Source organism: Streptomyces sp. KLMMK (genome assembly GCF_036961605.1).
In the GTDB taxonomy this organism is placed as follows: Bacteria; Actinomycetota; Actinomycetes; order Streptomycetales; family Streptomycetaceae; genus Streptomyces; species Streptomyces telluris.
In genome coordinates, this window is record NZ_JBAMDC010000721.1 from 1 (window position 1) to 1,505 (window position 1,505).

General features: G+C 69.2%; 1 protein-coding gene. It reads left to right on the top strand.

From position 1 onward, the window contains the following. Window positions 1–1,505, top strand: a 1,505-nt coding sequence (locus tag V7793_RS37455; protein ID WP_336014183.1) for a 2-oxoacid:acceptor oxidoreductase subunit alpha, incomplete at both ends; no start/stop codon positions are given.

Here is a 1,505-nt window from a genome sequence, read left to right on the forward strand (position 1 = left end):
CCAAGGAGGTGCGCCGGCTGGACAGGGTGATCATCCGTTTCGCGGGTGACTCCGGGGACGGTATGCAGCTGACGGGTGACCGTTTCACCTCGGAGACCGCCTCGTTCGGCAACGACCTGTCCACCCTGCCGAACTTCCCCGCCGAGATCCGCGCCCCCGCCGGAACCCTGCCGGGCGTCTCCTCCTTCCAGCTGCACTTCGCCGACCACGACATCCTCACCCCCGGCGACGCCCCCGACGTCCTGGTCGCGATGAACCCCGCCGCACTGAAAGCCAACCTGGCCGACGTGCCCCGCGGCGGCGAGATCATCGTCAACACCGACGAATTCGCCAAACGCGCCATGGCCAAGGTCGGCTACGACACCAGCCCCCTCGACGACGGCACCCTCGACGCCTACAACGTCCACCCCGTGCCCCTGACCACGCTGACGATCGAAGCCCTCAAAGACTTCGGGCTCTCCCGCAAGGAAGCCGAACGCAGCAAGAACATGTTCGCCCTCGGGCTGCTGTCATGGATGTACCACCGGCCCACCGAAGGCACCGAAGCCTTCCTGCGGAAGAAGTTCGCGAAGAAGCCGCAGATCGCCGAGGCGAACGTGACCGCGTTCCGCGCCGGCTGGAACTTCGGCGAAACCACCGAGGACTTCGCGGTCTCCTACGAGGTGGCCCCCGCGACCGCCGCGTTCCCCGCCGGCACCTACCGCAACATCTCCGGGAACCTGGCCCTGTCCTACGGCCTGATCGCCGCCGCCCGCCAGGCCGACCTCCCCCTCTACCTCGGCTCGTACCCGATCACGCCGGCCTCGGACATCCTCCACGAGCTGTCCCGGCACAAGAACTTCGGCGTGCGCACCTTCCAGGCCGAGGACGAGATCGCCGGGATCGGCGCAGCCCTCGGCGCGGCCTTCGGTGGTGCGCTGGCGGTGACGACGACGTCGGGGCCGGGTGTGGCGCTGAAGTCGGAGACGATCGGGCTGGCGGTGTCGCTGGAGCTGCCGCTGCTGATCGTGGACATCCAGCGCGGCGGGCCCTCGACCGGCCTGCCGACCAAGACCGAGCAGGCAGACCTGCTGCAGGCGATGTACGGGCGCAACGGTGAAGCACCGGTGCCGATCGTGGCCCCGAAGACCCCCGCCGACTGCTTCGACGCAGCCCTGGACGCCGCCCGTATCGCCCTGGCCTACCGCACCCCCGTCTTCCTGCTCTCCGACGGCTACCTCGCCAACGGCTCCGAACCCTGGCGGATCCCCGAACCCGACGAACTGCCCGACCTGCGCGTGCAGTTCGCCACCGGCCCGAACCACACCCTCGCCGACGGCACCGACGTGTTCTGGCCCTACAAACGCGACCCGCAGACCCTCGCCCGCCCCTGGGCCGTCCCCGGCACCCCCGGCCTGGAACACCGCATCGGCGGAATCGAGAAACAGGACGGCACCGGCAACATCTCCTACGACCCCGCCAACCACGACTTCATGGTCCGCACCCGCCAAGCCAAAACCGACGGC